The organism is Pseudorhizobium halotolerans, assembly GCF_902153235.2.
GTDB classification, from domain to species: domain Bacteria; phylum Pseudomonadota; class Alphaproteobacteria; order Rhizobiales; family Rhizobiaceae; genus Neorhizobium; species Neorhizobium flavum.
On sequence record NZ_CABFWE030000011.1, the window covers coordinates 706014 to 729747 of the forward strand.

At 58.2% G+C, this 23734-nt stretch carries 14 protein-coding genes and 1 pseudogene; 7 read left to right on the plus strand and 8 right to left on the minus strand.

The window, feature by feature from the left end; all coding sequences use genetic code 11:
- Positions 1-1983, minus strand: coding sequence for a hypothetical protein (locus FN060_RS18670; protein ID WP_142589503.1), 1983 nt, complete (start codon positions 1981-1983; stop codon positions 1-3).
- A gap of 106 nt (positions 1984-2089) precedes the next feature.
- On the minus strand, positions 2090-3790 hold the full coding sequence (locus tag FN060_RS18675) for a hypothetical protein (protein WP_142589504.1): 1701 nt from the start codon (positions 3788-3790) through the stop codon (positions 2090-2092).
- 608 nt (positions 3791-4398) lie between these two features.
- Between FN060_RS18675 and FN060_RS18680 the strand changes: the two genes are divergently transcribed.
- The 5 genes from FN060_RS18680 to rfbA all read left to right on the plus strand — a co-directional run bounded on the left by FN060_RS18680 (position 4399) and on the right by rfbA (position 8607).
- Positions 4399-4881: a hypothetical protein gene (locus FN060_RS18680; RefSeq protein WP_052640176.1), complete on the plus strand. Its 483-nt coding sequence runs from the start codon at positions 4399-4401 to the stop codon at positions 4879-4881.
- A gap of 243 nt (positions 4882-5124) precedes the next feature.
- A complete protein-coding gene (gene rfbC, locus FN060_RS18685) occupies positions 5125-5706 on the plus strand; it encodes a dTDP-4-dehydrorhamnose 3,5-epimerase (protein WP_142589505.1) in 582 nt (193 codons plus the stop codon).
- Positions 5697-6773, plus strand: coding sequence for a dTDP-glucose 4,6-dehydratase (gene rfbB, locus FN060_RS18690; protein WP_142589506.1), 1077 nt, complete (start codon positions 5697-5699; stop codon positions 6771-6773). Before rfbC ends, rfbB begins: the two co-directional genes overlap by 10 nt.
- The gene (rfbD, locus tag FN060_RS18695) at positions 6761-7663 is read left to right on the plus strand and encodes a dTDP-4-dehydrorhamnose reductase (protein ID WP_142589507.1); all 903 of its coding nucleotides are present in this window, start codon (positions 6761-6763) and stop codon (positions 7661-7663) included. The genes rfbB and rfbD overlap by 13 nt, the downstream gene beginning before the upstream one ends.
- Positions 7660-8607, plus strand: a complete 948-nt coding sequence (gene rfbA / locus FN060_RS18700) for a glucose-1-phosphate thymidylyltransferase RfbA (RefSeq protein ID WP_142589508.1) — start codon at positions 7660-7662, stop codon at positions 8605-8607. Before rfbD ends, rfbA begins: the two co-directional genes overlap by 4 nt.
- 317 nt (positions 8608-8924) lie before the next feature.
- Here the strand turns inward: rfbA and FN060_RS18705 are convergent, their stop codons facing one another.
- Positions 8925-10097: a glycosyltransferase gene (locus tag FN060_RS18705; RefSeq protein WP_183949800.1), complete on the minus strand. Its 1173-nt coding sequence runs from the start codon at positions 10095-10097 to the stop codon at positions 8925-8927.
- Between the two features lie 235 nt (positions 10098-10332).
- On the opposite strand from FN060_RS18705, the gene FN060_RS18710 reads away from it, so the two are divergent.
- Positions 10333-10593, plus strand: coding sequence for a DUF982 domain-containing protein (locus FN060_RS18710; protein ID WP_142589510.1), 261 nt, complete (start codon positions 10333-10335; stop codon positions 10591-10593).
- Between the two features lie 601 nt (positions 10594-11194).
- On the opposite strand, the gene FN060_RS18715 is transcribed toward FN060_RS18710, so the two are convergent.
- The 5 genes from FN060_RS18715 to FN060_RS18735 form a co-directional block, all read right to left on the minus strand.
- Positions 11195-11473 carry a hypothetical protein gene (locus FN060_RS18715; RefSeq protein WP_142589511.1) on the minus strand — a complete coding sequence of 93 codons (279 nt, stop codon included), beginning with the start codon at positions 11471-11473 and terminating at the stop codon, positions 11195-11197.
- Positions 11474-12099: 626 nt separating this feature from the next.
- A complete protein-coding gene (locus tag FN060_RS18720; protein ID WP_142589512.1) occupies positions 12100-12882 on the minus strand; it encodes a LuxR C-terminal-related transcriptional regulator in 783 nt (260 codons plus the stop codon).
- A gap of 104 nt (positions 12883-12986) precedes the next feature.
- Complete coding sequence (locus tag FN060_RS18725) at positions 12987-14402, minus strand: glycosyltransferase family 4 protein (RefSeq protein WP_183949802.1); 1416 nt, start codon at positions 14400-14402, stop codon at positions 12987-12989.
- Between the two features lie 252 nt (positions 14403-14654).
- Positions 14655-16151 (minus strand): oligosaccharide flippase family protein, encoded by a 1497-nt coding sequence (locus tag FN060_RS18730; protein ID WP_142589514.1) that lies wholly within the window; start codon positions 16149-16151, stop codon positions 14655-14657.
- Positions 16152-16227: 76 nt separating this feature from the next.
- Complete coding sequence (locus tag FN060_RS18735) at positions 16228-22707, minus strand: type I polyketide synthase (protein WP_142589515.1); 6480 nt, start codon at positions 22705-22707, stop codon at positions 16228-16230.
- Positions 22708-22950: 243 nt separating this feature from the next.
- Here FN060_RS18735 and FN060_RS23635 point away from each other — a divergent pair.
- A pseudogene (locus tag FN060_RS23635) lies at positions 22951-23406 on the plus strand (formyltransferase family protein); the annotation flags it as partial.
- Between the last annotated feature and the right edge of the window lie 328 nt (positions 23407-23734).

Sequence of the window (23734 nt, forward strand, 5' to 3'; positions counted from 1 at the left end):
CTATTGCAGTATCGTTTGCAGGCCGTCGTCCTGGCTCTGGGTATGATCAGCAACGATTAGGACCCCAGGTGCCGGGTCTGGATCCGGCTCAAGCATGCTGTCATCAAGGAAAAGTACCGCTTCACTTGCAAGAAGCGTCGGATCTTGCCCGCCCAGGTCCGGGCGTGAGGAGATAAACTCAGCCTGTATGAGCGTTTCTTGGGAATACTGCTCGCCCCCGACATAGGTCTTGCCGAGGGAGTCCAGGTCTAGAATGGCAGCATTGTTGACGAGCGTATTGCCACCGGTCTCAACCACGTAGCTTGCGCCCGTGCGCGGCACCATCGCGTCCATTGCCAGCGCGATCTGGTCGTTGTCGCCGACGATATTCGTCTGCCGCACCAGTTGCAGGTTGATCATATCACCGCTGATGTAGAGGACGCGCAAGCCCGCCAAGCCCGCGAATGCAGGATCATCGAGGATCTCAGCAGATAGATCCAATTCACCGCCGGCGGCCGACATCGCCGCATTTACGTAGTCTTGCGACAGCCCCTCGAACCGGTCGGCCGCGCCGATGTTGAAGATTGTCGCCTGGTTCCAAAGGAGGTTGCCAGACGAGGAAACGGTGCCCGCACCGGAGGTTTCGAAGCCGCCGGCGCCATCAACTGTGTCGGAATCAAACAGGATATTGAACTGCTGGATGGTGCTTGCGTCATATACCGACCCGCCAATGATGATCAGGTCATAGGCAAACCCAAGCTCGTAGATCGACACGTGGTTGACGCCGGTATTGCCGCCGCTGACGATATGGGCATGCCCTCCAGAGGCGGAGACGATCCCGATGTCCTGGTCGCTGACGAAGGTGTACTGCTCGATCCAGTTGACGATCATCAGGTCACCGCTGATTTGCGTGACCGTCCAGAAGGCGGGAAATGCTTCTGATATGGTGTCTTGCCCATCAGTAGAACCACCCTCCCGCTCAAAGCTCGCTATGTTGAAGAGCTGGTTCGGATCGCCGCTGTTCCAGCCGGCGAATGCCACCCCGAGATCGTCCTCGTCCCAGATCGCGTTGATCTGGACAATTGCATTCACCTCCACATGGTCGCCGAGGACGGCGGTGACCTTCGCACCGGTCCAGAGCGTCTTCAGTACGGCATTGTTGACTAGCACATTCTCGCCGGCCTCTATGGTAACCGACGCTTCCGCAAGAGGTCCACTGTTGGCTAGAGCCAGGTCGCCGGCATCGCCGGCTGCATCGTCTGACCCTTCATCTTCTTCATCCTCAAATGAGTGATAGTCCTCAAGCCGAGGGACCTCCGTTACCAGCTCACCGTTGACGTAGCTTCCCGAAAGAGCGCCGGTCTGGGCAACGAGAAAATCGCCCTCCTGGGCCGCAACATCGAGTGCCTCCGCGGCGGTCTTTATAAGCGAGATCATCTCATCGGCTGATCCGGGAGCTTCGACGTCCGAGAGCGGGAACATGGACGTGATCATGTCCGCCGCATCAAGCAGCGACTTCGTGGCCATTGTTGTCCCGACGACCGCCAAGGCGTGGTTTCCGACCGAGAACACGTCATTGTCACTGAGGATGATATGCTGCTGGATGTAGTTGAGCACGGAGCCAACTGGCTCAATCGGGGGCATCTCGATTTCGGCCGCCGGTACGGGAGCCGGCATTCGCACCATCAGCTGCGTGTCGGGGGGGGGCGACTCTCGCCATTCGACCACCGACTGAGCCGCCATCACAGGTGAAGGAACTTCCCAGAAAGTCGCCTTAGGAAAGAGCGGCGCAACCGGCCGGTAGAAGAGGAATGGGTCATAGCCTAGAAGCTCGAACGGCGTGGCGAACGTTTGGCTTTCGCTGGTGTTTGATTGAACGTCTTGTCGAGGAAGCGAGAAGGAGAAGTCATCGTAACTATCCCTTTGCCGAGCCGCCTCCAAACTTGTGTGGAATATCCCGATAAAGTGTGAAATCTCTTCGGTGGTCTTGTCCATACCAAGCATGATGAGCACTCCTTGGCTGGATCTCGTCGGTGGCGAGGTCCCAGTGGGTGGATCTGCGCGAAATCATCGCGCAGATCCATTTCAATGTTGGGGCGATGCGCCACCCTTAGGCGGCGTCATCATCCTCGCCGATGACGTTGCTGGTCAGGCTGCCGCCGACGATCGTCATATCGATGGCGTTCTGCTGCAGGTTTGCTCCCAGCACGATCTCCTGGTTGAAGGCATTGGTGTCGATGGCTGCATCCGCCGATGCCGAGCTCGTGCCGGTGACGAAGCCGTCATCGCCATTGCTCGAACCCCAGGTACCGCCTGAGCCACCGGCGCCGCCGTAGCCTGTCGTTGCCGTGCCACCGGCACCGCCGGCACCACCGGCACCACCCATGGACCAGCCGCCGAAGGCATCACCGCCGAAGCCGTCCGCCCAGGCACCGCTGAGGGCTGCGCCGCCGTCACCGCCGCCGGCCCAGCCGGCTCCACCTGTGGCCGCTCCGCTCGTCGCGTCACCGCTGTCCGCGTCACCGCCGGCCCCGCCTGTCCCAGCACCACCGGCGCCACCGGTCGCAGCGCCACTGCCACTGCCACTGCCGGTGCCACTCCCGCTTCCGGTTGCTGCACCGCCGTCGCCGCCTGCCCCGGCTGTGCCGCTGGCACCGCCGTAACCACCGTCGCCACCGGTACCACCGCCACCGCCGGCGCCACCGGTCGGATCACCGCCATAGCCATCACCGCCGTCATTGCCGCCGACCAGGATCGGGTTGATCAGGCCCAGCGAGCCCACGACGGGGATCGCGTCTCCACCGGTGCCAGCGCCGCCGGCACCAGCGTTGCCGCCGTCGGCATCACCGCCGTCGTCGCCGTCGCCGCCATTGCCGCCTTCACTATCTCCACCGGAGTCACCCTCTCCACCGAACGCCAGACCCGCACCCAGGCCAAGGCCCAGCCCAAGGCCAACGCCAAGGGCGTCGCCACCGCGGGCACCGTTGCCGCTTCCGCCACGGGCGCCGTCCGCGTCACCGCTTGTGGCTTCACCACTGTCGCCATAGCCGCCGGCTGCAAGACCGCCGACACTGATGCCGCCTAGCGCTGCGCTTCCAGCAGATCCCCCGGTGCCTGCGCCGCCGGTTGCTCCTCCGGCGGTCGAATCGCCGCCGTCGTCACCATCACCGCCATCCGCATCAGCATCGTTGCCACCGTCTCCTCCGGAGCCGCCGGCGTCGATGCCATCACTGGCGATCGCGAATCCTCCGGAAGCGCCTTGATGGAGCTCAAAGTTTCCGTTGTTGTTGACGGACGCAGAACCAAGATGGTCGTCGTCCTGAATGTTGGCGACCTGGCTCAGGACATTGCCGACGTCATTGCCTTCGCCGTCGAGCGCCTCGTTCAGGATGTCTTCGAACTTGATGTTGAAGACGCCTTCCACGGAGCTGCCACCGCTGACGTCAATGTCTGCAAAGTCGTCGTCATCCGGAAGGTAGCCATCCATGGCAACATCAACGGTTACACCAACATCGACCGTGGTCTCATTGACGTTCTCATTGATGTTCTCGCTGGCGTTGAAGTTGGCATTGCCGTTCAAATTGGCGTTGCCATTCAGATTAGCACTACCATTCAGATTAAGGTTGCCGTTGCCGTTCAGGTTGGTCGACTCACTCGTCTGATGCTGGTTCTGATTGGACCATTGTGACTGGTCCTGAGCCTGCTCTTGCTGCTCCTTCTGCCTCTGCTGCTGTTGCTGCTGTTGTTCCTGATCGTCATCATTGAAGATCGGAAACAGGTTCATCTCGTGGTTGCTACGCTTGCTCGACATGATGATGTCCCTTGTCGTTCCATTGCCGCAACGTGACCACCCTTCATCTCCTTGGGGCCTTGGTCGGGCGAATGAGGTTGTGAAATCGCGGGCGAAAAAGGCCCGCAGCGAAACCTGTGTCTGGTTTGATCGACGGTCCTCCCGTGCTTGTTGCGGGGAGTGGTTGGCACACCAGCCTCCTCGCCGGACGCAGGCCAATCCACGGGCCGAAGTGTGTGCCCGTCAGGCGAGATCGATAAGTTGCCAATTGGGGCTAGCCCCCTGCCCTTCTGGCCCGCTTGAACTAAGCCATTGGAAGGTTGACTACGTCGGAAGAGGGAGCTGGAGGGTTTCGGGGCCTTCGACCTCAACTACGCCTGAAAAACCGATCTTACGGACTGACCCTCATGGATTTCAGCTACGGGAGGGAAACCTCCCCTTCGCCGGCCCATGTGCCACTGTCATCTCTTGCCGGGCTGCCCTCATGGGTCGCGTCTGTCGCGATCCTTGGTCCGACTACAGCACGGGATGACGAAGCTCGCTTGGCACAGTAAAATGGCTCACCGCGGACGCTCTCATCATACCCAAGGCAATATACGATTCACGCGGTCTTCAGGATCGAAAGAACAATGCCCAAGTTCAAGGACGTACTCCTCCTCGTCGGTCAGATGAACTACACGTGGACCAATACCGAGAGCCTGCTCATCCACATGATCGCCGGCTTGGCAGGTGTCGACAAAGAGACAGCAATTGTCATTTTCCTGACCCTCAATACGCCCCGCGCGCGCATGGATCTTGTCGAGCGTCTGGCAAAGATGAAAAGGACAGAGCCGCGCTGCCGCGCAGATGTCCTTGACGTGACCCGCCGGTTAGGCGACGAGGCTAAGCTGCGCAACAAGTATAATCACTGTATCTATTCATTCGATCCCGCAGGAGAAATCGGATTGACGCAGTCCCTGCGCATTTTTGAAAGCAAGGACGCTATAAAGTATGGCAAGGTAGAAGCCCTTGATGATGCCGAAGTGGGACGGATCAAAGACAGCATTGCGTCCCTGGTTAGCATAAATCGCGAGCTTTGGGAGATAACCGTGCGCTATGGCTTCCCACAGTAGCCTGCCAGCAGCGTCGGCGGCCTCGCCCATTTCTAAGCCGAAAGGTGCTGCTGTTCGTCCGAACGGTCAACTGCGCGAGGCCATCCGATCCAAGGTACCATCCGCTTAGGGTTGGGACTGATCGATGAGAGTGCGCTTCAGACATGCAGCTGAAGGTGCATCTCAACGTACCGCATCCGGCCAATCCTCGAAATTGACGTCTCCGTAATCAGGTCAAGCGCCTGATCGCCAACAGGAGTCACCATGAGGATCGAACCCACCATACTTGCAGGCGTCGTCGTGATCATCCCAAGCAGACATTCTGATGACCGCGGATATTTCTGCGAGCTTTTTTGCGAGGATTTCTTCAGGTCCCAGGTGGCGGACGTGAGATTTGTACAGGACAACCAATCACTTTGCTCCCGCCCGGCGACGGTAAGGGGGCTCCACTACCAACGTTCACCGGTTCAACAGGGCAAGTTGGTTACCGTCCCCCGAGGCGCCATTTTCGATGTCGCCGTTGACCTTAGGACCAATTCATCGACATTCGGGGACTGGTTCGGAATGGTCTTATCAGCCGAGAACGGATTTCAGATCTGGATCTCGGAAGGATTTGCTCATGGTTTCATGAGCCTCGAGCCGGATACAATCACCAATTACAAAGTAACAGCACCCTATAGCGCGTCGCATGAAGGCGGGATTGCATGGGACGATCCGGATATCGGCATCAGATGGCCCATCGTAGGGCCGGTGATTGTCTCACCAAAGGATGCGTCGCAGCCACGCCTGAAAGAGATCCACGCCGACGCGCCAGTCCACCATCAGGAAGTTGCCCCATGCGTATAGTCGTAACAGGAGGAGCCGGCTTCATAGGTTCGGCGGTGGTGCGGCACCTCATTCAGGTCTGCGATACAGACGTACTTGTGATCGACAAGCTGACATATGCCGGCAACCTCGCATCGCTTTCGGCCGTTGCGCATACGTCGCAGTTCAATTTCATCCGGGCCGATATTTGCGAGACTGAACGGGTCCTGAACGCCTTGGTGCAGTTCCGCCCTCAAGCCATTCTTCATCTCGCCGCTGAAAGCCATGTCGATCGGTCGATAAACGGTGCTGCTGATTTTGTGCAGACCAACATCGTGGGCACGTTCAGCCTCCTGGAAGCGGCACGGCGGTATCGCGCTAGCCTGGATGCGGACGCTGCAGATGCCTTTAGGTTCGTCCATGTCTCAACAGACGAGGTCTACGGCTCATTGAGCAACGAAGGCCTCTTCACCGAAGAAAGTTCATATGATCCGTCCTCGCCCTACTCGGCATCGAAAGCGGCGAGCGATCACTTGGCCTTTGCTTGGCATCGAACCTACGGGCTACCAGTCATCGTGACCAACTGCTCCAACAACTATGGGGCTTTCCAGTATCCAGAAAAGCTAATCCCTTTGATGATCCTCAATGCGGTTCAGGGTCGTGCGCTTCCAATCTACGGTAACGGATCGAATGTGCGCGACTGGCTTCATGTCGATGATCACGCACGCGCGCTCGGCTTGATTGCCGCGCACGGACGTCCGGGGGCCCGATACAATGTCGGTGGTCGTAACGAGCGTTCCAATCTGCAAGTGGTCAATCAAATATGCGCCATCATGGATGAACTCATGCCTATGGCGGCTCCGCATAGCCGCCTCATTCGGTTCGTTGAGGACCGGCCCGGGCACGATGCGCGCTACGCCATCGATGCATTCAAGCTCGAGCTTGAGCTGGGATGGCAGGCCCAGGAAGACTTCGAGTCCGGCCTCTACAAGACGGTCAAGTGGTTCACAGACAACCCTTGGTGGTGGCAACCCCTAAGAGATAGTCTCGAACCACCCCTTCCGCGCGGCGTCGGCAGGTTCGTGGGAGGAAGCTTATGCGTGTCCTAGTCACTGGAAACAACGGGCAATTGCTTCAGTGCCTACGGCACCTTGCGCCGATTCACGGTCTGGATCTGATCTCTATCGGGCGACCCGAACTTGACCTTCTCAAGCCCGACACGGTTATGACGGCGGTGCTTGGCAAGCAACCCGACCTCATCGTTTCCGCAGCGGCTTTCACCGCTGTCGACAAAGCTGAAGATCTTCCGGACTTAGCCTATGCAACGAACGCGAAGGGTGCAGGCGCTGTCGCGGTGGCGGCTTCCGCGCTCAATGTTCCAATAATCCATATTTCATCAGACTACGTCTTTTCAGGCTCCAAACCCGCGCCTTACACCGAGGCTGACCATACGGAGCCCTTGTCAGTCTATGGTGCATCGAAGCTACTTGGGGAAGCCGAAGTTCGAGCGGCAACAGCCAATCATGTGATCATTCGAGCGGGCTGGCTCTACTCTCCCTTCGGGCAGAACTTCCTAAAGACGATGCTGGCGCTCGCAGCGAAGCAAGATACTGTTCGCGTCGTCGCCGATCAAAGAGGCCGACCCACCTCCGCGCTTGCTGCTGCATCAGCCATCCTGGCACTCGCACATCGGCTCCTGCAGGATGATCATCCAGAACTACGAGGCCTCTTTCATCTTGCGCCTGCCGGCGACGCCAGTTGGGCTGACTTCGCCGAGTTCATCTTTGGGGTTGTCGAGGCGGCCACCGCGCGACGCATCCGGATTGAACGAGTGTCGTCGAGGGAATACCCGACCGCCGCTATGAGGCCGCAGAACTCATGTCTCGACGCCACGAAGATCAAGGAACGATACGGGATCACTATGCCTCACTGGCAGACTTCAGCGAGGGACATAGCGGAGATCTGTGTTCAACTCCCGGCGAAGGAAACTGCGCAATGAAAGGTATTATCCTTGCCGGGGGATCAGGGACTCGGCTCTATCCTATTACACAAGCCATCTCCAAGCAGTTGATGCCGGTCTACGACAAACCGATGATCTATTACCCGCTGACAACTTTGATGCTGGCTGGCATCCAAGACATTCTTCTTATCACCACGGCGCAGGACCTCGGCGGTTTTCAGCGCCTACTGTCCGATGGGACACAGTGGGGAATCACCCTCACATATGCTGTTCAACCCAAGCCTGAAGGGCTTGCACAATCGTTCATTATCGGAGCGGATCATGTTGCTGGAAACCGGTCGGCCTTGATCCTGGGGGACAACATTTTCTTTGGCCACGGGCTCCCCGAATTGTTAGCTACCGCAGCTCATTCAACGGGCGGTGCGACTGTCTTTGCCTATCAGGTGAGCGATCCTGAACGCTATGGTGTGGTCGAATTTGACAGGTCGATGCGGGCCCTGTCGATCGAGGAAAAGCCGCAGAGACCACGTTCCAACTGGGCCGTAACCGGCCTGTACTTCTACGACGAAACGGTGGTCAATCTTGCCGCCGATCTCGTTCCCTCCGCACGAGGGGAGCTGGAGATCACCGATCTCAACAATCTCTACCTTCAACAGGGAAACCTGCATGTTGAACGTATGGGACGCGGCTATGCCTGGCTAGACACGGGAACGCCCGATAGTCTTCTCGAGGCGGCGGAGTTCGTTGCCACGCTCGAACGCCGCCAAGGCTTCAAGATAGCCTGTCCTGAGGAAATCGCCTTGAGAAGAGGCTTGATAGATGAGCGGCAATTCGAACGGTGTGCAGCAGCTCAGGCCAAGAGCGCGTACGGTCGTTATTTGATAAGATTACTGGAGCTGGAAAGCGATCAATCTCGTCAGACAGCTGTCGACAAAGTCAGCAGAACATTGATGGTGGAAACACAGCTGGCCCCGGTGAACTGACGCCGGAAATTAGGCAACCCAAGAAAATATAAACCTTTTGAAGGTGTGTATGTCACCTGATTTATACCCTGCCGCCTCCGAAGGCGGGCGATGCATCGCCACGAATCTCGCGCTACCCTGAAAATGCAGTGAGTTTTACGACTGACGCTAGCTCTGGCGCTCGGAGCAATAGCTGCAGCCCAAAAATGCATGTCTGACCTGACCGGGCCGGACATGCAGGCGAGCCCCCGCCCCCCCAACCCTGGGGGCTCGCCCCCTACACCTCATCCAAGGATTCGTAGGATTACTGCCTTGGTCTTACAAGGCGAGCCGGTAACTCATCTAGCCAGGTCTGCCAGATGCTCCATCCTCAACCGAAACTGGGAGGCAAAGTTGTGGCGTTTCGCGAACGCTAGGCCTCTTCGTGCTGCCTCCACGACGGCCCACCGTCTGCTGTTTAAGTCTAAGATCATTTCAGCCATGGCGGCCGGCGTTGCGGGCGACACCGCAAATCCCCCTCCCGATGCCTCAGATAAAGAGCGCCACATTTGGTTGCAATGGCCGACGACAGGCACGCCGCAGGCCAAGCTTTCAAGGTAGGTGCACGAAGGATCAGATTGGAGATGTGCACTCACGAAGAGATCATAGCTGCGGCGCATCGTAGGAACCAACTCGCGAACGTAATCTACCGATGGATGAAGACGTACAGCATCGCTGAGGTGATGTGCCCTGATCGCGTCTGAGATCAGTCCTGCTAGGCTCCCCGCCCCATAAATGTCGAATGTAAAGTTGAGACCAGCCTTCTTGAGGCGATGAGCTATGGGAACGAGTTGATGAGCGCCTTTCGTTGGCTCAAGACGGCCAGAGTGGACAAGCCGCAAGCTCTTCCCCGACAACAACCATCGCTCCCGGGCGTACATTTCCTTCTCTGTCGCCATCATTTCAGGGAGGGCACGACTGTCCAAATACAGCATGCTGCGCGCGTTCAGCGACCCATAGACCTCGTGAGCCGGATACCCGTTGCACTGCAGACCCGCCGCATGCCGGAAGGCGCTCCGACGACGCATCTCCGTCATGGCTATACGAAGCGCACGAACGGCCTTTCTCATCGAACCGATCGACTCAAGCTGGTTTATCCGCTGGCGCGTTTGATGCGTATACTCGATTCCATAAGCGAGACGGCATCGGGACAGCGCGATGGAAGTGGGCGACAGCAGGTCGGCAGTACTGTCTCCCGAAAGCAATGCAACATCGAAGTTGGCCAGACAGGTATCGGTCACCCGGTGGTTAGGCTCCAGCAAAGACAGGTCGAAGCCGAGGGCGTCGGACTTGAACGCCTGTCCAAAAGGTATTTCCCGAGCGCCCCGCCGCAAGAAACATCGCAGGGGCCCGTTCCAGTATTCGAGATGTGCCTCGATTCCACGCACGAACTTCTTGTCCAGAACAACTTTGTTCCCAGGGAGTTCGATGACGGGAGCGGTAACGAATAATGCCAGTCGATGTGATGCCACGGATAGTCTCTCTCCTGCAGAGCAAGAACAACTTTCACCTGCGGATGGCAGCCGGGGCAAATCCTTCCTTCGAAGGAAATCCGCAATCGGAAGTATTGTACCTCCGGCGATCACGACAGCCTGATGGGGTGGCAGAGGAACCCTGACATCAGCACGATTAGGTATGCTGCACTGATCGCTTCGAGGAGGCAGCGATGGCATAATTGAAGCCATTTTCTTGTCGGGGGGGCAGAAAATGATCTCGTCATCAGCTCGCGAAGACATAGTCCAGTGGCGGGTACCGGTTGCAATAAGGATTGGCTACGGTCCGATTGAACTGGTGCAAGGACCTGCGGAGGCCTGTCGGTACCTTGCTGACCGCTGGCCCTTCCTCGGTGGCACCTACCACGACCTTGCCGAAAGCGGGTGCCGCGCAGCGATGTCCCGGCGAGCCAGTGTTGAAGAAGCGCGAAGCGTCTTTATATCAGCGGCTCAGGAAGCTTGCTTGCTGGATTGACCTACAGAGTGACTATTTCTGCGGCGCCGGCCCATTGACCCTTACCCGGCTCGCAGGGACGCTTTGCGTTTTGGAGCCCTTGCGCGCCTTCATAAGAAGAGCCCGGCGACGTCTCATCTACGCGTCCCCGGGCCCGTTCTTCCCCCAACCTTGAGATTTCATGATGCATCAGATGCGCTGTTGGCTCAAGGCATCGAAGAGGGTATGGGCCTCGGCTGTTTGGCTTAGGGCGAGGATTTTTACCTCACTTCGTTGAATGTGGTTCAGCCGCTGATGCCTCTCTGACCGCGTGTTTTGGAAAGGCCGCATTGTGGCCTGTGCTATCTTCGCGGTCGAAAAGTCTTGCGAGGGAACCGGTCGGCCGACCATCCTCGGCCCGTCGTAGTGTTGATCCAGAGGGGCTGCGATACGAGCTCCGGCTTGCCGGTTCACCTTTGGAAAGCTGCCTATGTCGCCGCTGCCCTGACGGCAGCGCGATGTGGAGTAAGAGCAATAACGTCAATCACCGCACCGCTGGATGCCGCAGCATCAAACCAAGTTGCTGGGGATATTCCTGCGCCCATCTCCTCCTGCCGCACGGACGGCAGTGCCTAGCAACAGCTCACGGGGCAGAAAGGGGACCGGCTTCCTCCAGCCAGCGGCGAGAAGGCGCCATGTTGAAAGTCGCCCACTCGTCGTTGAGTGCTGCCACGAACAAGCGGTCATTTTGATCGAGATCAGTCTGCAGGTGGTCCCGCAAGGCGTCAGCCCCACTATCATATCTCACCAACCATACCGATCCTTGAGCCTGCAAGGCATGCAGCGCAAACAATTTCTTTCGAAGTACACTATAGTTAGTTCCTAATCGATCGAGATCTACCGTGACAACATAAACAGACATGCGTCCCCCATTCCGCCCCAACCAGAACTGAGTCTTCAATTAGCTGACAGACTTCAGTTCTCGACAATGAAATGAATAGTTTTAACGTACCTTACCCATCCATATATTACCCGTTTCTTACAGTAACAGCTTCGTTTAACGGGCAAATTGGCCGTATCAAATCGGCTCCCCCCTACCTATTTAGGATGTACTGGTATTCGCAACACGCGTCCGAAGAGATAGGAAGGCGTACTCCGCATGCACGACTGTCGACCAAGGCTATCGTGCCCCCGAGATTTCCCCGGATCGATTACATGGACGAAGGGCTGCAACTCGTTCCGAGGTCCGGGACGAGGCGTGTCTGCAATAGCCAGAGACGGTGTCCCTCGGTCTTTGCCGAAACCTTTGTTGCAGCTGGTAATTAGAAGCCGCCGCGACGGCAGGAGCCTCAAATCGCTCGAGCCTGGCGGCGGTCGGTTATGGGTGACCGGGGGGGCGCGGCGCCGACGTAGAACTGAGAGACTGTATTGTGACCAATTTTCAAGCGGTTCTATGGTCGAGGCCCGGCGAACGGATGCCTTCGGACAAAAAGAAGCGCCACCCGCTATTCACGAGTGGCGACATCGGTTCACTTGTTTTGCCATGTCTCAGTGCCGCTGCCTCCCGTCCGCAAAGATATCGTTGAGCTTGTAAGCAACCTCCGTCCGGTTGGTTGCTTTGAGTTTTTTCATGATATTGCGGATATGGACTTTAACCGTGCTTTCGCGGAGGTTGAGTTCATAAGCGATGATCTTGTTAGCCTTGCCTCTCCTCAAAGCCTCGACCACCGCCTCTTGACGCGGAGTAAACATCCCAGACAGAGGACGGCGGTCCGCCGATGGAGGCTCCGGAACCAGGTGACTCATTGCTTGTATTGTGCTGGCCGGAACGAAGATGCCGCCCGCCATGGCCAATGACAATGCTTCGATGCAAACAGCAACCCCGACTGATGACGGAATGAAGCCGCGGGCCCCATATTCCAACATCTTCAGCACCTGAGGGAGGTCATCGTTGTCGGAAAGAACGACTATGGGCACCGACCCCATCTCGCTCATCAACCGGTCCATCTCCGTAGCCATCGATTCATCGTCTGCGCGCCTGCCGCCGATGTTGAAAAGGATGGCTTGAATAGGAGGATGAACGTCTTTCTCCTTCTTCCATTCATCAATGGAGCCGACAGCAAGAACTTCCTTCTCAATGCCCCGGCTGATCAACGCTTTTGCAAGACACTCGCGGTCTAAGACCCGTCCGTCCAGGACAAGCAGGCAGCCATCACCGGCGACTGTCGATACGGCGCTGCTACTCTCCCGGATTAGCTGTGAGACATCCTTGGGCGTAGGTGCCCTCCTAGCGAAGGCTGATGCTTCATGTACACTTGCTGCCGAGTCCATGGTCTCCCCCTTTGTTTCGACAGTTACGCCATACTTATCTGGCTTCCAGTGTTCTTCCTATGTCGCCGGCTCTATCTGGTCCCGCATAATCTGACACAAATAGACTATCTACTTACTACTTTAGGATAATTTTGTCCACGATTATTAAGGAATTCGTAATATTTGCTCTTCGTCAACTTTGCCGCCATTAGCCCCTGCTCGGAGTCGATGGAAAACAGCGGCTTACTGCGATCGCCGCAGACCCAGTCGTAAATAGCTAGGATCTGCTCAGCCTTGGCATCCCACGTAAAATAGGCGCGGGCGCGCCGGCCCGCTTCACGGCTCATCGCGGATATCGCGGCTCGGTCGGCCAGGAGCCCTTCAAGTGCGGCGGTAAAGCCGGCACGCAGACTTCCGCGATCGCTAAAATCGATTGCAAGGCCGCTTGCGCCATCAATCAGCTCTGGCGGTCCTCCATAATTCGCGACGAGCGGAACGAGTCCGAGTGCCATCGCCTCGACCACCACTCCGCCTCCGAACTCCCGAATACTCGGCAAGGCCAGAAGATCGCAGTCGGATAGTTCCATCGCGAGTTTTTCCTGGGCAACCCAGCCGGCGAAGCGCACCTGACTTTCAAGCTTCAGAACCCGTACTAGCGCCTCGAGTTCGGGCCGTTGGGGTCCATCCCCGACAATGGTCACGTCGACATCTGCCCGCGCCTCGAGCGAAGAAATCGCCTGCAGCAGGATATCAGCCCCTTTGTACGGAACCAGTCTCCCGACGAACGCAACTCGTAGGCGATCATGGCGAAGCGGTCGTCGTGTGAATGGAAAGCGCGCTGGATCTATAGCATTTTCAGCCAACAGAAAGCTCTTGTCGGAGCATGCTGTCGGTAACTCGGCCAAGGCGGCACGCGAGCCTGCGATCACTGCCGATGCCTTTGCACGAGTTGCCCGGTAGCCAGGCAAGAGCCGATGGAGCCCTCTCGCGAACGAAAGCCAATCCCCTTCTCTGCTGCGCACCTCGGAGAAGCCTCGTGGCCATGCAATGCCGCCGTTCAGGGGGCCAATCACGAATGGTACGTTGATCTTCGAGAGTTTGCGGGCCAACAAGCTCTGGCTGGTCGGACTTAGCGGCGTGATGCGATGCACCAGAGCGAACTCGCCGGCTCGAATCCTGTCCTTGAGCTTTCGCCACAGCTCTCGTTCAAAGCTGTAGTAGGCCAAGGACGATAGCGCCGTCACCAGCGTCCATGCTTTATTGTCACCGCCCCGTAGGATCTCGCCGATCCCATGAAAGAGCCTAGCCGTCGTTTCATTGTCGACGGCGATGAAATCCTCGCCCTCAATAAGACCTTCGCGGAGGAAGGCAGATCTATTCCTCACCTGCGTGACGATCAGGGCGTCGACACGTTGCGCTATCGCCCGTGAGAGGTTCCATCCAACGAGGGGCACACTTGGCCAATCGGGATTGGCGGCCTCGGCGATGAGAAGAACTCGGCGACGACGGTCAGGCATGGCTTTGCCGTCACCACTTGCCAACACGGCTCCCGCTGTTGGCGCTCGAATTGCGCAAGTCATTTCTGCAGCGTTCATCATCGCGAGCCGACCGGTCCCCGCAGTCCGCGCTGGCGAACTGCGGCCTCTTCTCAGAATCTTGACCAAAAGGATGAATCGCTTGACGTCCGCGAATTCGGCGTCGCTACGCATCCCCCAACCAGAGAAATCCTACGGTGCTCGTACAGGGTAGAGCAATCCACTAGATGCGCTAAGGATCTCCGCCCATCGGAGTAGTTAAGCTACTACCGAATCACCGATCGGCCAGTTGGGGCAGGATACAACCGGGGAGAGCATCCATTCGGCTGATAGCCCTGCAACATAGCCGAGCGGCCATGCCAGAAGAACCAAGAGCTCGAGCTTCAGATTGTTCAGTCGATGCCGCACCTGGAAGAATAGGAGCAATAAGAAAGATGGCGCTCCATGCAGAGCCACGGCCCAGACAGCCCCATCCATATCAAACAAGAGGTATCCGATCGGAAGAAGTAGGAAGATCGAGAGCCCACGGACAAAGTTGAAGGCGGTGAGTATACGTGGCTCACCCATAGCGAAATAGACATTGGCAAAGATACCGAAGCGGCTGAAAAGCAGGCTGAACGAGAGGATTTTCAGCATCGACCCGGCGGCTTCATAACGAGAATCGTACAACACCGCTACCAGGACATCGCCCGTAGCGAAAATGGCACCGGCTGCCGTGACGAATAAGACGTCAAACGGCAGTCTTAGCCTCCAATAGGCCTGAGCAAGCCCCTCCGGACTTTCCCGGCGGATCTGGCTCAAAGCCGGGACGGCAACAGAGTGGAACAGGCGACTACCCGCGCCCTCCAACATCGACACGAGGTTGAATGACAGGATATAGAGGCCAAGCGTCGCCGGCCCCACCCATCCTGCTAGCAAGATCCGGTCACCGTTGCTCGCTACCACGGTGAATGTGGAGGAAAGCATCACCCACTTTCCGAAGCGGATCAGATCTCTCACGCAATCCCTATCGAGCCTGAACCGGTTCCCGCGACCGGAAAGCCACAGGAAACTCAGCGCGGTAGTCAGAGCGGCAGAGCATAGTGTCGCAAAAACGAAGGACCAGACAGACCTCGTCTGTACTGCCAGGACGACAGCCACGCCTAGGCCAGCGCACTGCGCAACCAGTTCGATCGCCGTCAGGCGACCGAGCTCAAGACGGCGGTACGCCGTGATGACTTTCGTCGATTGCAGGCCGGCAATGACGCTGCTGAAAGAACTGACGGCGATCACTGCAGGCAGAGCCGATTCATTGTAAACGGAGCCGGCGGCCATCAAGTCCTGCGACTGTGCCACCGAAATTAAGTAGCCGACGCAGAGGCAGGCTGCCCAGATCAACAGCCCGTGAAGAAACTGCAGTGTCCAGGCGCTATCTAGGTAGTTACGCTGGTCGCCTAGCGGACTTTGAATAGCAGCTGGACGAAGGCCGAGGTCGGATAGCATTGCGACAGCGACCTGAACCATTGTCGCTACCGCCATAAGACCAAACATCTCCGGCACCAGCAGTCTTGTAAGAACAAGGCTGCTCGATATCCTCAGCAGTTGAATGCATACATATCCACCGATCGACCATCCTGCCGCGCGCAATACGCTCAAGCGAAACCGTTTGACGGGAGATCGAGCAACATCTTCTTTTGGCGCGGTTGCCTGTGTTTGTGGCTCCGCACGCTCGGCCGGTTCGGTTGGGGCAGCCGCAGGCGCAAGCGCGCGTGACATAGATGATCGGCCGACCAAGGGCTCGTTCCTTTTTTGAGCACAACTGCCACCAGTCCGAACAAGGGAACGAGTCGTGCTACTGCGCTGCCTCAAAGAATTGCTTGTCCAGATGCGTCGGGGCCGGTTCACCTGCTGCCACAGTTGCGGGCTTCGGCACCTCCCGGGGCAATCGAGAACGGATCTTCTCCGCCAGAACGCGAACGAATGGTTCGAGCATCATCGTGTCGTGATCCCCAGGGACCTCTACGACATCAAGATTGCGAAGAAACTCTGACCACCCATTGTCGGGAAGAATGATGTTGCGCCCCTCCTGCAACTGTCGACCACCGGGCAAATAGTAGACCGGCGATGGTCTTGGTCGGAACAGCGTGACCTCACCTGTGAAGCTGCTGACCTGATAAGCCGACGCCGCTGCTCTGAAAGCCACTTCTATGCCAACATTGTTGAAGCCTTCTACAACTGCTTTCCCGGCGAGTACGGCCCCCCGCACGTCTCGGTCCCTGGAGGTCTTCTGCCGGTCGCGAAGCCACTTGCTTATGAAGGACGACCGATACCGATTGATATCCTGGGCCTTCATGAGAGCCTTGTCGGTCAAGGACAATCGAGGTTGCCGCGGGAGCGGCGTGTCGAACATCACCAGCCTTTCGACAGCCTCATCGGCTTCCACGAGTTGTCGCGCCATTTCCAGCGCAACAAGCCCACCACCTGAGTATCCGGCGAGGAGATAAGGGCCCTCGGGTTGGATCGTCCGAACTTCCGCCAGATAGTCTCGAGCCATCTCCTCGAAGGTTGTATGGGGCTGGAGATCGCCATAGAGCCCCCGCGCTTGAAGCCCGTAGACCGGGCGCTCCTGGCCAAGCAGAAGGGCAAGATGGCGCAGATTCAGAACATTGCCAAACATGCCCGCGCAGATAAACAGTGGCGTTCCCCGGTCCTTCTGATCAGATGTCATGGGAACGAGATGCAGGAACTGCTTCCCGCCGGCCTCGGCAACGGGCTTAGTGGCAAGGGGGAGCTGCGCCCGGGAACCCGTGAGTTCGGTTATCTTTGCGGCACATAGCGCGACCGTGGGGCATTCAAACAGCGTCGATATGGGCAAATCTACCCCATACTCGCTCCTGATCATCCTAAACAGACGCACGGCGACGAGCGAATGTCCGCCGAGCTGGAAGAAGTCGTCGTTTACGCCGACCCGCTCAAGTCCGAGCAATTCCTTCCAGAACCCTACGAGTTGGCACTCCACTTCATCGCGGGGCGCTACATAGTCCGAAGCCAGATCCGGTCTTTCGAACTCCTCCGAGGGTTGCGTCGGTGCCCGTGGTTCTTCGACGAGCGCCCGCAGTGCCTCCAACTCCATCGAACTCACAGCAATTTCGCGATATGGCAGCGCCAACGCGCGAAGCAGGGCCTCGAAGCCCTCGTGCGGCTTGATCCCCAGTTCAACCTGCGTCGCGAGTCTCGTCCGTGCAGGGCCATCGGACACGGGCGGCGCATGTGGAGAGTTGCTACCTGCACCATTGGAAGGAGCTGAAAGGTTGCCGGCCAGCCGACGCAGAACGAACTGCTCGATATCCACGATGATGTTTCCCTGGGGATCGCAGATCGTAACATCGAACGCGACGAAACCGTCACCGAAGTCATCGCAGCGGGATTTCCTTACCCAACTGACGATGGAACCCGGGATCATTCCCTGCACCTCAATCCGTCCATAGCTAGCGGGTACCCAGAGCCTGTCGCCGAGTTGCTGCTCGTCGAGCAACTCCAGCGAAAAACCCGTGGCGATGTCGAGCAATGCCGGGTGGAGCGGACTGGTGCAAAGGTCACTCCGGAAGTCGTCAGCGAGCGAAAGTTCCGCAAGTCCTTCGCTACGAGAGAGAATTTTCGATCTCAGTAGGGCCCAGCGTGCCCCAAAACGCATCCGCCCTTCTTGCGCGGATGTCAGAGCAACGCCTTCAGCGGAGATCGATGACGTCCCGAAACATTTCCTGATTTGATCGAGATCCAATGGACCGCGCAGGTCACTGCCAAGCCTCACCGATGCCTCTGCATGCATAATCACTTGATCAGTGCTGGCTTCGACAGACCCGATAACCACCTGAAACTCAGGACCCTGACCAACCAAACGAAGACGGAATCTCCGCTCTTGTTCGCCTTCCAGCACAAACGGGCGTATGAACGAAAGGTTCGTGATGCAGGGATTGCCCTCACGACCATAGGCCCGGATGGCCTGAGCAAGAAAATCGACATAGGCGGTGCCGGGTAGCACGGCCTCCCCCCCGGGGAGACGGTGCTCATCCAAGACCCAGTGGCGACGGGCGGAAAGCGCTACCTCCAACCAAAGGTCGCCCTGCTTGTCTGCAATCCAGCGATCGAAGATTCCCACCTCATTGGGATAGTTCTCAACGACGGGTGAGGTTGCAAGGCCGACGGCTCGTGCAGCCAATCCGACCTCGCTCCATACGCCCCAGTGGAGGGACACCACCCGTCGCCCATCCTTTGGCGATGCCGATTGAGCGTAGGCATTGAGGTAAGCATTGCCTGCAACATAGGCTACCTGTCCGGCTCTGGGTATGTCCGTACTCGTCGATGAGAACAGTATCAGGAAGTCCAACTTCACATCTTCAAGAACGGAATGAAGGACGCGTAATCCCGTGACCTTCGGCGAGAGCACCTGTTGAAGTTCGCCAAGCGTCCTCATCTGCACCAAGCCATCATCCAGGGCACCGGCGCAGTGAAGCACCCCGTTGATCTCCCCGAACCGCCGCATTGCTGCAGCCACCGCTGCAGCCATCTGCTCGCCGTCGGTTACATCCGCAGCGACGTAGAGAACCTCAGCTCCAGCGTCTTCAAGAGCTTTGATTTTCGCCATTGCTCGTCGCACCGGTGCATCGGCCAAACGCTGCTGAAAAAGACCCCATTCCGTCTTGGCAGGCAGATGCTGGCGGGCAACCAGCACAAGCCTGGCTTCGTACTGTTTCGCCAACTCGGCCGCCAGCGCCAAGGCCACCTCGCTCATGCCGCCTGCAATGAGATAGACACCACGCTTGCGCAACGAAACCTGTTGTCCTTCCAGGGGAGGAAGCGGGCAAGTCGAGTGTGTTTGGGTGAAACGGCGTTCGCCCCGAAGTGCGACCATCTCGTTTTGGGGCACCGTCTGCAACTCCTCCCAGACCCGCTCAATCAGCTCTCCCAGCGGAACGAACGCCGGATTCTTGGAGGGTCTGCTGTACCAGGCCGCTCTTTTCCTCACCAAGGCGGACGTCGGTGGGCCGATATCGAGCAACTTCACGGTTACGCTTGGCAATTCCTTTGGCAGCACAAGCGCCGGCCCTAGAATCAGGGACCGCTCCGGACTGACCAGTTCGTGGTCCTCGGCCTGCAACACCTGGCGCGCCACAATGGTGATAGAGACCTGTCGCTCCTCCGCCAGGTCCGCCCAAGCCTGACCGAGCCCGACCATGCTGCCGAAACCAAGCTCTTCATTCTCATGGAGGAGGCTGGACCCCGCTCGGACTGATGGCTCCGCGTCGGCCAGCCACATGTGCAGGATTTTCTGGGGCAGGCGCCCGGTCGACCGCAAACGCTCCAGCAAGGCGACATACCCTGCCCGCCCCAGTTCCGAGCACAGCGTGTAGCTATCCGTACCCCGTTCGCCCATACCATCGCCGCGCGTCACTGTGACGGTTCGATGCCCCTGCGATCGCAGCCTGCGGGCGAGTTCTTCACCGAGGCCGCCCTCATCCAGGAATATAAGCCATTCTGCCGGTTCGGATTCCGTATCCGGATCAGCAAGCGAGCGCTTCCAACTGGGACGATACCCCCATTGAGAAATGTCCTGGATCTTCAGGAGTGGGGGCTGTGTCGTTGCGACGTCCTCCCGATCCGCAGGCTCTATGAAGTAGCGACGATGTTGAAACGGATAGGTGGGCAGCGACAGCAGTCTTGCATCTTGTCCTCCGACGAGCCCTTCGAGATCTACTGCAAGACCAGCGGCATAGGCACGACCGAGTGCGGAAATGAGATATTCCCGATCATCCCACTCTTCGTCTCCATGAGGCAAGGAGCTGATCACTTGATTCGCCGGGATAGTTCCCTGTAATTTCGCCAGTGATGAGAGGACACGCCCTGGCCCAACCTCCACGAAGACAAGCGCCTCTCGCGCATGCAAGGCGCCGAGCCCTTCGGCAAATCTTACGGGACGCCGAAGGTGGTTTCGCCAATACACTGGATCTACCGCTTGGTCCCCGGTTAGGGGTGCCCCGGTCAAGTTAGATATGATCGGAATATCTGGTGCCGATAGCTGAAGCGAACCCAGGAATGTCTCGAATTCGTCGAGGATAGGGTCGAGCAGGCTTGAATGGGCAGCAATGTCGATCGCCAGTCGGCTCGCCTCGACGCCCTCCCCCGCAAGCGTGGCTCTGAACGCCTCGAGATCGTCATTGCGACCCGAAACAACGCAATGCGAAGGTGCATTGACGCAGGCCAGATCTAGTTTCTCGGGCAGCCGAGGGACCAGCGTGGCCTCTTCCAATGGAATGCTCAGCATACCGCTAGGCTCGACCCGTTCAAACAACCTCCCCCGAAGGTGAACAAGGTTCATCGCATCCTGGAATGAGAGCACGCCTGCGACACACGCGGCTGCATATTCACCCATTGAGTGTCCGATCAGTGCCACCGGCTCAACCGCATGGCGTTGCCACAGTCGCGCTAGTGCAATCTCTGTAACGAGGATCGCGGGCAGTTGAAGCGAAGGTCGCAGGAACTTCTGTCGGGCGTCCCGCGTATTCTGGTCGAACCAGATCGCTCGTATGAGCGCGGAAACGTCATGTGGAAGATAGCCGAGCCCTTCGTCGATCACCTTGGCAAAAAGCTTGTCCTCACGATAAAGGGTTGCCGCCATCCCCGGATGCTGCGCGCCCCCGCCGGGGAACATGAAAACGGCGCCTTCCAGACGATCTAGTCGTGACTGCCACATCGCCTGATTGGGGGAAGCAAGACGAGGCAAGGCGGCTGCGAGGTTCCCAGCTGCAACGACCATCCATTCATTGAAGGGTTTACGGCCCTGTACCAGTGTATGGGCGACATCGCTGAGTCGTGCGTCCGGGTTTTCCGCTATCCAGTCCTTGAGCCGGTTACCGGCCGACTCCAACGCTGGCCGATTTTTCGCCGACAGTAGCAGGAGAAGCGGGGAACTTCGCGCGGTCTCCTCATAACTTGGGAGGGCGCTGCCTCGGACAGGCGCCTCCTCAAGCACGACATGCGCATTGGTCCCGCCGACACCGAGCGAGTTGACGCTGGCTCGTCGCGGTCCCGAACCAGCCTGCCATGCCACCAACCGATCGCAAACCTTGAACGGGCTGCGGACAAAGTCGATGGCCGGGTTAGGCCTTTCGAAGCCAAGCGTGGGAGGGATCTCGCGGTGCTTCAGGCACAAGGCCGCCTTGATCAGACCGACGACGCCAGCTGCCGTATCCAAGTGGCCGATATTGGATTTGACCGAACCGACGTAGCAGTAACCCGTCTTCTGCGTTACCTGTTGGAAGGCTTGGCTGAGGGCTTCGATCTCAATGGGATCCCCAAGATACGTTCCCGTCCCATGGCATTCCACATAGCCGATCGTGTCGGCCCCGACACCCGCAATCGCCTGCGCCTCCACGACCGCCTGCGCCTGACCTGATACACTGGGAGCCAGGTAACCCGCCTTGCTGCCACCATCGTTATTGATCGCTGTGCCCTTGATGACGGCATGGACGATGTCCCCGTCGCGCAGGGCATCGTCCAGTCGTCGCAGAACGACGACGCCGGCGCCGCTTCCGAAAACCGTGCCAGCGGCACGATGATCGAAAGGCCTGCAGTGGCCGTCAGGAGAGAGGACCTCGCCCGGGTTGTAGACGTAGCCTCGGCGGTGCGGAATCTCTATCGTGACGCCTCCTGCAAGCGCCATGTCGCACTCTCCGCTCAACAGGCTCTGCACCGCGTAGTGAACGGCGACCAACGAGGTTGAGCATGCGGTTTGAATATTGACACTTGGACCTTTCAGATCGAACAGGAACGAGGCTCTGGTCGACAGGAAGTCCTTGTCGTTGCCGGTGTGACGCAGGAGGAACATACCCACTTGGTCTACCAGCCGCCGATTGCTGCACACATTGAAGTAGAAATAGCTGCCCATTCCACAGCCTGCGAAAACACCGACAGGCTCGGACATGGCGGAGGGAGCCTTACCAGCGCTCTCCAAGGCTTCCCAGGCGCATTCGAGAAACTGGCGGTGCTGAGGATCCATGATAGCGGCGTCCTTCGGGCTGAGGCCGAAGAAGTCCGCATCGAACATTTCCATATCGGGTAGGTCCGCAGTGCGCGGCACGTAGTGTGGGTGACGGATGCGCGTCGGGTCTTCGCCGCTTGCCAGCAGTTCGTCCCCGGAAAGATCCCGAATGCTTTCGACACCGTTCCTCAAGTTCGCCCAAAATCGATCGACGTTAGCCGCGCCAGGGACACGCAACGCCATCCCCACGATCGCGATGTCGCCGGCACCCATCTGACTCTTTGCGTCGAGCATCCCCAACTCCGTCACAGAAGGCACAGTCGCCTTCCCGCAAGTTCCCCTTTCCATTTCGCGCCACCAACAGCAGCGAAGCAACTAACCCTTTCGACACCTGGCTCATCCCATTGGTGAGACGGTCTACAGCCTTTGACCCTTCGTTTGAGGCGTGCCTCTCCCTAGGGCGGGGGTGCGAGCATGTTGATCTTTAGCGCTGCCAACAGTTGTATCGAACTGGGGTTCTTGAGCGGGGGAAAGGCTATGGCCGTACTGAGATCCGTCATCGTGGGCGATGGGCTGCTACTGCCCCAGTGCGCAGATCTGTATCTGGCGAGGGGCCACAAACTTTCCCTCGTTGCCACCGGCAACCCGCATATTCTGGCGTGGGCGGAACAACGAGAGGTCCGCACCTGTAAGCCAGACAGGCTTGAGGGAGAGATTACCGGTCTGAGCTTTGAATGGTTGTTCAGCATTGCAAACCTGCAGAAGCTGTCCTCGACCATTCTGGAAACCCCACTTGCCGGCGCAGTGAACTTCCATGATGCGCTCCTTCCCGACCAGATAGGGCTCAACGCACCCGCCTGGGCAATCATCGAAGGCCGGGAGCATCACGGTATCAGTTGGCATGCCATGACCAGCGAAGTGGATGCCGGCCCAATCTATCTGCAAGAAAGCTTCGGCATTGAACCCGATGAAACGGCCTTTACCCTGAACAGCAAGTGTTTCGAACTCGGCCTTACTTCGTTCGAAGAGTTGCTCGATGCGATCGAGGCTGATCGCTGCACGCCGTGGGAGCAGCGGTCATTACGCGGGTCAGTCTATCGGAGGCAAGACCGGCCAAAGGCCGCGGGGACGCTGGACTTCAACAGATCGGCGACCGAGCTGGATCAACTTGTGCGTGGTCTTAACTTCGGCGAGACCTACCCTAACCCTCTTGTGCTTCCGAAGGTCCGCCACGCAGGCACCATCTACTACGTGAAGACGTGCGCAGTGTTGGGCTCTAGCGCCGCCTCCAAGCCTGGCCTTGTCCTGTCGGTCGAAGGTG

What these genes read in the sequence shown, in the direction of transcription:
- rfbA (WP_142589508.1), top strand. Translation starts at nt 7,660, where the DNA reads ATGAAAGGTATTATCCTTGCCGGGGGATCAGGGACTCGGCTCTATCCT.
- FN060_RS18720 (WP_142589512.1), bottom strand. Translation starts at nt 12,882, where the DNA reads ATGGACTCGGCAGCAAGTGTACATGAAGCATCAGCCTTCGCTAGGAGG.
- rfbC (WP_142589505.1), top strand. Translation starts at nt 5,125, where the DNA reads ATGAGGATCGAACCCACCATACTTGCAGGCGTCGTCGTGATCATCCCA.
- FN060_RS18710 (WP_142589510.1), top strand. Translation starts at nt 10,333, where the DNA reads ATGATCTCGTCATCAGCTCGCGAAGACATAGTCCAGTGGCGGGTACCG.
- FN060_RS18670 (WP_142589503.1), bottom strand. Translation starts at nt 1,983, where the DNA reads ATGCTTGGTATGGACAAGACCACCGAAGAGATTTCACACTTTATCGGG.
- FN060_RS18730 (WP_142589514.1), bottom strand. Translation starts at nt 16,151, where the DNA reads ATGTCACGCGCGCTTGCGCCTGCGGCTGCCCCAACCGAACCGGCCGAG.
- rfbD (WP_142589507.1), top strand. Translation starts at nt 6,761, where the DNA reads ATGCGTGTCCTAGTCACTGGAAACAACGGGCAATTGCTTCAGTGCCTA.
- FN060_RS18735 (WP_142589515.1), bottom strand. Translation starts at nt 22,707, where the DNA reads ATGCTCGACGCAAAGAGTCAGATGGGTGCCGGCGACATCGCGATCGTG.
- FN060_RS18715 (WP_142589511.1), bottom strand. Translation starts at nt 11,473, where the DNA reads ATGTCTGTTTATGTTGTCACGGTAGATCTCGATCGATTAGGAACTAAC.
- FN060_RS18680 (WP_052640176.1), top strand. Translation starts at nt 4,399, where the DNA reads ATGCCCAAGTTCAAGGACGTACTCCTCCTCGTCGGTCAGATGAACTAC.
- FN060_RS18675 (WP_142589504.1), bottom strand. Translation starts at nt 3,790, where the DNA reads ATGTCGAGCAAGCGTAGCAACCACGAGATGAACCTGTTTCCGATCTTC.
- rfbB (WP_142589506.1), top strand. Translation starts at nt 5,697, where the DNA reads ATGCGTATAGTCGTAACAGGAGGAGCCGGCTTCATAGGTTCGGCGGTG.